This is a genomic window from Marinobacter sp. UBA2498 (genome assembly GCF_002341575.1).
Taxonomy (GTDB): domain Bacteria; phylum Pseudomonadota; class Gammaproteobacteria; order Pseudomonadales; family Oleiphilaceae; genus Marinobacter; species Marinobacter manganoxydans.
On sequence record NZ_DDOI01000014.1, the window covers coordinates 1,061 to 9,224 of the forward strand.

Here is an 8,164-nt window from a genome sequence, read left to right on the forward strand (position 1 = left end):
GTTTACGGGATTGATGTCGATCTTCCGGACATGGTGTACGGCGTTGTTTCACGGCCTCCCCGACGCGGCGGCCGCGTTCGGGACTTCAACGCTGATCAGGTCCGTGCAATGACGGGTGTGCTTGATGTATTTGAGATCGAGCGTGGCGTGGCCGTTGTTGCCGACAAATACTGGCGTGCCCGGAAGGCTCAGGACGCGCTCAAGATAGACTGGGATTTTTCGGATGCCGTGTCTCTGTCTACGGGCGACGTGTTCGACTCCTACCGCGCCGCCGCCGATGACGATCCCGGAGAGTCCGAGCGTAGTGAGGGCAGTTTTGCCAGTGCCATGGAGGAGGGCGACCGGGTGGTGGAAGCGGAATATGCCCAGCCCTACCTGGCCCACGCGACATTGGAGCCCATGAATGCCACGGCCTGGTACCGAGAGGACGGCATGGAAGTGTGGGCCCCTACACAGGCGCCGGACCTTGGCCGGATTGCAGCAGCCCGGGTGACCAATCTTGGCCCCGACGATATCACTATCAATACGACCTTTCTCGGCGGCGGTTTTGGCCGTCGACTGACTCAGGACTATATCGAAGAGGCGGCGGCAGTGGCCTACCGGGTCGGACGGCCGGTTAAGGTCATCTGGTCCCGTGAAGAGGACACCCGTCACGATCTCTATCGCCCTGCCATGCTGCACCGTATGAAAGCCAGCCTGTCTGGTGCTGAGCTGACGGGCTGGCATCACCAGATTGTTGGTCCTCAGATCCTGGACTGGTATGTCCGCAATGCGGCCCCTGCCCAGTATCCCTGGGCGCCAAAATTCATGTACGACACTTTGGGCAGTGTCGGCCTGATGGCCGAAGGCATTGCGACGCCGAAGGATTTCTCCGCAATCGAGGGTGCCATCGAGTATCCGTACCGGGTGTCCAACGTTGATATCCGTCATACCCACACCGATCCCGGCATTCCGATTACCTGGTGGCGTTCGGTAGGTTTCTCCCACAACGGGTTTGCCGTCGAAACCTTCATGGACGAACTTGCCCATGAGGCAGGTGAGGATCCATACCAGTTCCGTCGTCGCCTGATTGGCCACGAGCCGAGGCACCTTGAAGTGCTTGACCGGGTTGTCAGGCTGGCCGACTGGCAGTCGCCGGTGCCAGAGGGTCGGGCCCGGGGGCTCGCCCTGTTCCGGAGTTTCGGAACGTACGTTGCCCAGGTGGTGGAAGCCGGAATCGAGAATGGTGCGATCCGGGTATACAAGGTCACCTGCTCGGTGGACTGTGGCCAGGTCGTAAACCCCCGTATCGTGGAGGACCAGATCGAGGGCGGTATCCTGTTTGGGCTGACCGCGGCACTTTATGGAGAAATCACGCTGGAGAATGGCGAGGTCCAGCAGAGCAACTTCCACGACTATCCCCTAATGAGGCAGTACGAGCGTCCTGAGGTACTGGTGGATATTGTTGCAAGCAGCGAGTCGCCGACTGGAGTCGGCGAGCCGGGCGTGCCGCCGGTGATCCCGGCCTTGGGAAATGCGCTGTTTGCGCTCAATGGAAAGCGGCAGCGTAGCCTGCCATTGAGAGCCAATGCCTGATTCAAGCGTCGCCTATTCGGTCGCTACTGGCCACCAGACCGTATTAGACAGAATGTCTCACTGGCTGGCGGAAGGTCAGAGAGCCTGGCTTTGCACCATAGTGGACACCTGGGGCTCCTCGCCGCGTCCGGTCGGCTCCTGGCTGGCGATTGCAGAATCCGGTCACTGGAGCGGGTCGGTGTCCGGTGGCTGTCTGGAAGAGGATCTGCTCCGGCGCACAGCGGAAGACGGGCCGGAACATCCGGTTTTCGTTGATTATGGAATCACCGATGATGACCGGGATCATTTCCAGCTGCCTTGCGGTGGCCGGATACGGCTTCTGATTGAACCCTACCGGGGCCAGGTGGGTCTCGATCACGTTCAGGCATTGGCGGCTGCCTTGCGCGATCGCGAATCGGTGGTTCGTCGCGTGCCGATAAACGGGGCTGCGACGCTGGAGCATTCTGTCTCCCGGGCCGGTAACGCGGTCCACTTCGACGGTGAACAGCTTCTTCATGCTTTGCAGCCCGAGTGCCGGCTGTTGCTGATCGGTGCCGGCGAAGTCGCCCGTTACGTTTTTGAATTCGCGACCGCGGCGGATTTTGCTGTCACCCTCTGTGAGCCGAGGGAGGCCTTCGCCGACGGCTGGAGTTTTGAAGGGATTCCCCTGGACCGGCGCCTGCCCGATGATCTGATTTCGACACAGTTTGGCGACGCCTGGTCCGGTATTCTGGCCCTCGCCCATGATCCGCGCGTCGATGATATGGGGTTGCTTGCAGCTCTTCACTCCAGTGCCTTTTACATAGGCGCAATGGGGTCGAAAAGAACTTCGGAAGCCCGGCGGGAACGATTGGCATCTCTGGGGCTTGAAAAAGAGGCACTCGAACGCCTGCGAGCTCCCATTGGTGTTGATATTCCGAGCAAGACACCGGCAGAAATTGCTGTCTCCATTGTCGCCGATCTGATTGCCGCACGGCATCATTTGCGAGGAGCTGGTTCGTCCCTATAATGGCGCCCATGGGAGTGTCCCAAGCGCTCTGAAACCCGGGAGAGAACTCGTGTTTGATGTAACCCGATACGCCGTCGCCGCGGATGCGATTGTGGAAGCCGGTCGATTCCTGTACCAGCAGGGTTGGTCGCCCGCAACCAGCAGTAACTATTCTGCCCGCATTGATGCCGAACACATCGCCATTACTGTTTCAGGCCGTCACAAGGGACAGCTGGGGGCGGGTGATGTCATGGTGGTCGATCTGGCCGGCCGGCCGGTACAGAGCGACTGTCGCTCCTCTGCAGAAACAAGGCTGCATACGGTGCTGTATGAGGTCTTTCCCGAGGTGGGCGCGGTTCTGCACACCCACTCGGTGAAGGCAACGGTGCTCAGTCGTCTGCTTGAGCCCGGCCAGCCACTGGCGCTGGAAGGCTATGAGCTGCAGAAGGCGTTTACCGGCGTTGAGACCCACGAATCAGTCCTGACGGTTCCGGTGTTCGACAACACCCAGGACATCGACGCGTTGGCGGAGCAAACTCGCGAATGGTTCCGGGAGCATCCGGAACAGCCAGGCTACCTGATTCGTGGCCATGGCCTGTACACCTGGGGCAAAACCATGGCCGATTGCCTGCGCCATGTCGAGGCCTTTGAATTCCTGTTTGAATGTGAGCTTGAAACCATGAGGGTTCGCCCATGACTACCCTGAGTATTTTCGACCAGAGCCAGCCCGAAAAGGCACGCAAAGTGACCGGGAATCCTGAAGAAATACGGGAGCTTCTGGCCCGGCACGGTGTGCGCTATGAGCAGTGGCCAACGAAAGATCTGCCGGCTGACGCCTCCCAGGAAGACATCCTTGAGGCCTACAGCGAGGAAGTCTCGAAACTGAAGCACGAATGTGGTTTTCAGACCGCGGATGTGATCAGCCTGAACCCGGACAATCCGCAGAAAGACGCGTTCCGGCAAAAGTTCCTGGATGAGCACACCCACAGTGAAGACGAAGTTCGTTTCTTTGTCCGTGGCCAGGGCCTGTTTTACCTGCACTTCGGCAACGAGGTTTTCGCCGTGCTGTGCCAGAAAAACGATCTGATCAGTGTGCCCGATGGCACTCGCCACTGGTTTGATATGGGCCCGGAACCTGCGTTTACCTGCATTCGCCTGTTCACCAACCCCGAGGGCTGGGTGGCGGACTTTACCGGTGAAGACATCGCCGGTCGCCTGCCTCGCTATGAGGCGCTGGCAGGAGCGGCCGAATGATCCGGGTTGTGCTCACGGATATCGAAGGCACCACCAGCTCTATTTCGTTTGTGCACGATGTCCTGTTTCCCTATGCCAGCGAGCACCTGCCGCGTTTTGTCCGTGACCAGCATCAGGACAGCTCGGCTGTGTCTGAGCAACTGGACGCAGTGGCCGAGGTTTCAGGCGTTGCGCGTGAGGATGTCGAAGGGCTGATCCAAGTGCTTGAAACCTGGATCAGGGAAGACCGCAAGGAAACCTCTCTTAAGACGCTGCAGGGCATGGTCTGGGAGCAGGGCTATCAGCAGGGAGAGCTGAAAGGGCACATCTATGCTGACGCAGCCGACTACCTTCAACGCTGGCATGATCGGGGGCTGCGTTTGTTCGTATATTCATCAGGTTCGGTGAAAGCCCAGAAGCTGATTTTCGGTTTTACCACGGAAGGCGATTTTACGCCGTTTTTCTCGGGCTATTTCGATACCCGCATCGGTGGCAAGAAAGAGACCGTTTCATACCGGAATATTCTGTCTGAGTTGGGCGTCGAGGCCTGCACGGTGCTGTTCCTGTCTGATGTGGAAGCCGAACTGGAGGCAGCCGAGGAAGCCGGCATGCAAACTGCCTGGCTTGTTCGCGAGGGAGATCTGCCGGAAACCGAACGTTTCGTTGCCCGTGATTTTGCGGAGGTTGATGCCCTGCTGCAAAAGCGCTAGGCCCAGGGCTTTTTAACGCCATCGCAGGAGGAATGAATGCCCGGAACCGGAATTTGCAGAATCTTTGCGCCGGTTCTCGCCGTGCTTCTTGCCGGTTGCGACCCGTTCTCGGATGCGCGTCCCATGATGGACGAGTATGTGGAGCGGGTGGCCCGCGTGTTGGAAGCCGATCCCGAGTTTTCTGACATTCCCTCCGCCAGCCAGCTTCCCCGCCGCCGTGACCGTGTGCTGACCATGCCCGAACTGGACATGGGAATGCTCGATTTTCTATCGCTCTACGGCTGTGAACTCCAGTACGTTGTTGGTGAGAAAAACTCGGTGATGGGGCGGGTTATGCAACCCCTGAACCGCCTTCGTTATGAAATCCGGTTTATCGAAGCGGCCAGGGACTGTCTGCCGGATATAGAAGATGAAGAATTTGCCGAAGAGCTTGCCGGTGGTATCGACAGCAAGCTTGAATCCCTGCCCATTGCTATCTGGAATGCCACCTGGGGCGTCGAAGAAATCGAAAAACTGTTTACCCTGGCCAAGGGTGACTATCCCGTCGCGCCAGAGGGCAATCCGGTGTCTGATCTCGCCCTTGATATCGACAGCCTGAACGCAGCAGTGGCCCGTTTGTACTCTGAAGATCTGGCGGTTTCCCTCGACTTTGCCGGCGACGTTCATCAGCGCTGGCAGGCAGAATACCGCGCCGGTCAGTTGATCAACAGCGCGCTTCTTCTGACTGCAAGGCTGAAGGACGGGACGGCATTGCTCAGGCAGAGAATTGAGGGCAAGCCTCTGTGTATTAACGGCCAGCCGAACAACCAGTCGGATATTGTTCAGAGTATGTTTTTCAGTGTTTATATCGAAAAGATCCAACCCTATATGAGCACTGTGACCCAGGGACGGGTGGCGCTCATCGAGCCGTTCGAGCAGTTGGCGGAAATGCAGCGGGCGGTCATGCCAGAAAGTTTCGCCGGCTGGTATGAGCGGCATCTCTCACAGAGCGCCGAGGCCAGCCTGTGGCGGGAACTGGACGTGGCCATGATGGCCCACACCAAAGCCTGGCAGGAATTACTGGGCCAGTGCGGATTGCGCCCGGGAGCCTGACCCTCATTCAGCGCTGGCTTTCCGGCGTCACCCTCAGAATCTCTTCCACCGTTGTCTGGCCGGCGGCCACTTTCTGTGCACCACTCAAGCGCAGGGATTTCATGCCTTCCTTGTAGGCATCCAGCCTGAGCTGCTCCAGCTCGCAATGATCGGTGATCTGTCGTAGCAATGCGCCAGACAGCGTCATAATTTCATAAACCCCTGCGCGGCCAAGATACCCTGTGTTCCGGCATTCCAGGCAACCCACGGGCTGATAGAACTGCTTTGGAACCGGCGCTTTCCAGGGCCGGGTGAGGGTCTGCCACGCCTGTTCGTCCGCGGGCCCGGGCGCCTTGCAATGGGGGCACAGAGTTCGGGCAAGCCGTTGTGCCATCACGCCCAGTACCGTTGCCCGAATCAGGTAAGGCGGAATGCCCAGTTCCATCATTCGGGTGATCGCACTCGGGGCGTCATTGGTATGCAGGGTCGATAGCACCAGGTGGCCTGTCAGGGCAGCCTGCACGGCCATTTCCGCCGTTTCCAGGTCGCGGATCTCGCCGATCATGATGATATCCGGGTCCTGACGCAGCAGCGCCCTTACGCCGGCTGCAAAGGTCAGGTCGATATTGGTCTGAACCTGCATCTGGTTGAACGCCGGCTCCACCATTTCGATGGGATCCTCGATGGTGCAGACGTTTAGCTCGGGCGATGCAATCTGTTTCAGGGTCGAATACAGGGTCGTGGTCTTGCCGGAACCAGTGGGCCCGGTGACAAGGACGATGCCGTGTGGGCGGGATGTGATTTCCTGCCAGCGCTGGCGGTCTTCCTTGCCGAATCCCAGTTGCTCGTAGGACTTCAAAAGCACGTCTGGATCAAAGATCCGCATGACCATCTTTTCGCCAAAGGCAGTCGGCATGGTGGCCAGACGCAGTTCCACCTCCCGGTTGTCGGGTTTGCGGGTCTTGATACGACCGTCCTGGGGGCGGCGTTTTTCCGCCACATTCAGGCGACCGAGGATCTTGAGGCGACTGGTCACCGCCACGCCCACATGCTCGGGGAACTCATAAACGTTGTGCAGAACGCCGTCGATCCGGAACCGGACCTGGGTGACCGTGCGGCGGGGCTCTATGTGAATATCCGAGGCGCGCTGGTCGAAGGCGTACTGGAGCAACCAATCGACAATCTTGACGACGTGCTGGTCATTGGCGTCCGGATGTTCGCTGGCGCCAAGATCGAGCAGCTGCTCGAAATTCTGGTTGCCGGCAACACCCGGGCCCTGGCTGCCGCTGGCCTTGCTGACGGAATTGGCGAGCTGGTAGAACTCCACGGTGTACCGGCGGATATCCTCGGGATTGGCGACAACGCGCCGGATATCCTTGCGAACGGCCTGTTGAAGGTTCTGCACCCAATCGCTCTTGAAAGGTTCTGCGCTGGCGATCAGCACCTCATCGGCGCCGATCTCAACGGCCAGGATGCCATGGCGCTGCGCAAAGGCGTAAGACATCACCCGGGCAATGGCGGGTGTGTCGATCTTGAGGGGATCAATATGGTAATAGGGTTGCCCCGCCCAGTCGGCCAGCCAGTGAGTCAGCCGATCCAGATCCAGGGTACGACCGCTCTTCTGGCTGGTCAGCGCGGCAATCGCCACCAGTTCCAGCGGGTGGCGCCTGCCTTTCTGTCCGTCGCCGGTTGCCGCGCCCAGGTTGGCCGACAACACCCGCTCTGCGTCTTCCTGGCTGATTTCCCCGCTGGTAACAAGCGCGGTGCAAACATCTCTCAGGGTCAGGGTACTTCTGGGCGGCGCGGGTGGCCGCTGCACCGTTCCGGAGTTGCTTGTGTCAGCCATAGAGGGTCAGTTCCAGGTCTTCAGGGTGTGTTTCCGTCTGCCACCGGCCGGTTCACCTTCAGGTGAATCATGGCAACAGTGAACAACAGGAAGGTCAGTACCGTCAAAATGACCGGCCCCGGGGCGCCTTCGCTCAGCCATGCCGAAACAACGGCCTGAGTGAAGTAGAAGATCACCACGAAGGACATCCAGATATAGCCCCGATTGTGACCGCGAAAGACCGTGACCGCAAAGGGCAGAAGCGGGACCAGTTTCACCGCCAGCATCAGGGGTATTGAAACACCCTCGACGGGAGCCGGGTAGAACGTGGTAATCAGCAGGGTGGCAAGCACGCCGATGTAAAGGGCGATCGTCGCCCGCACAGTGATGCGGGCCTTCGGGTTGTTCAGCATAGTGTGTTCCGGAGTCGGTAAGTGTAAAGCAAAGTACGTCCTGCGCCCGGTCGCGTATCAGTCAGCGAGTTTCAGCGCCAGTCGCGCCAGACGTTCGCCGAAGGCCTGGCACAGGGCTTTCTCATGCGTGCTCAGGGGTTGCTGTTCGCCGGTTCCGGCCCAGTGGGTAGGGCCGTAGGGTGTGCCACCGGTGTCCGTTTCGCCGAGACTCTTCTCCGAGTAGGGGAGACCACAGACCACCATGCCATGATGCAGCAGCGGCATCATCATGGTCATGAGAGTCGTTTCCTGCCCGCCATGGAGGCTGCCGGTAGAGGTAAACGCGCCCGCCGGTTTGCCTTCCAGGGTTCCGCTCAGCCAGAGGTCGCCG

The 8,164-nt window shown here is 59.4% G+C and carries 9 protein-coding genes; 6 read left to right on the forward strand and 3 right to left on the reverse strand.

The window, feature by feature from the left end; translation table 11 throughout:
- From B2W52_RS01560 to B2W52_RS01585, 6 genes are all read left to right on the forward strand, one after another.
- Nucleotides 1-1,575: xanthine dehydrogenase family protein molybdopterin-binding subunit (locus B2W52_RS01560; RefSeq protein ID WP_286801059.1), on the forward strand; the 1,575-nt coding region annotated here is incomplete at its 5' end.
- Complete coding sequence (locus B2W52_RS01565; protein WP_286801060.1) at nucleotides 1,568-2,563, forward strand: XdhC family protein; 996 nt, start codon at nucleotides 1,568-1,570, stop codon at nucleotides 2,561-2,563. The genes B2W52_RS01560 and B2W52_RS01565, both read left to right, overlap by 8 nt.
- A gap of 49 nt (nucleotides 2,564-2,612) precedes the next feature.
- A complete protein-coding gene (locus B2W52_RS01570) occupies nucleotides 2,613-3,239 on the forward strand; it encodes a methylthioribulose 1-phosphate dehydratase (protein ID WP_008172915.1) in 627 nt (208 codons plus the stop codon).
- Nucleotides 3,236-3,796 (forward strand): 1,2-dihydroxy-3-keto-5-methylthiopentene dioxygenase, encoded by a 561-nt coding sequence (locus tag B2W52_RS01575; protein WP_008172914.1) that lies wholly within the window; start codon nucleotides 3,236-3,238, stop codon nucleotides 3,794-3,796. The genes B2W52_RS01570 and B2W52_RS01575 overlap by 4 nt, the downstream gene beginning before the upstream one ends.
- Nucleotides 3,793-4,485, forward strand: coding sequence for an acireductone synthase (mtnC, locus tag B2W52_RS01580; RefSeq protein ID WP_008172913.1), 693 nt, complete (start codon nucleotides 3,793-3,795; stop codon nucleotides 4,483-4,485). The genes B2W52_RS01575 and mtnC overlap by 4 nt, the downstream gene beginning before the upstream one ends.
- A gap of 36 nt (nucleotides 4,486-4,521) precedes the next feature.
- Complete coding sequence (locus tag B2W52_RS01585; RefSeq protein ID WP_008172911.1) at nucleotides 4,522-5,577, forward strand: DUF3080 domain-containing protein; 1,056 nt, start codon at nucleotides 4,522-4,524, stop codon at nucleotides 5,575-5,577.
- 7 nt (nucleotides 5,578-5,584) lie between these two features.
- Here B2W52_RS01585 and tfpB read toward each other — a convergent pair whose 3' ends face one another.
- From tfpB to B2W52_RS01600, 3 genes are all read right to left on the reverse strand, one after another.
- Entirely contained in the window at nucleotides 5,585-7,402 is a 1,818-nt protein-coding gene (tfpB, locus tag B2W52_RS01590) for a type IV pilus assembly ATPase TfpB (protein WP_053114904.1), read from the reverse strand.
- Nucleotides 7,403-7,422: 20 nt separating this feature from the next.
- Nucleotides 7,423-7,794 carry a DUF2069 domain-containing protein gene (locus B2W52_RS01595; RefSeq protein ID WP_008172908.1) on the reverse strand — a complete coding sequence of 124 codons (372 nt, stop codon included), beginning with the start codon at nucleotides 7,792-7,794 and terminating at the stop codon, nucleotides 7,423-7,425.
- Between the two features lie 57 nt (nucleotides 7,795-7,851).
- Nucleotides 7,852-8,164 (reverse strand): NADPH-dependent FMN reductase family protein (locus B2W52_RS01600; protein ID WP_476738506.1); only part of this gene is annotated, 313 nt, incomplete at its 5' end.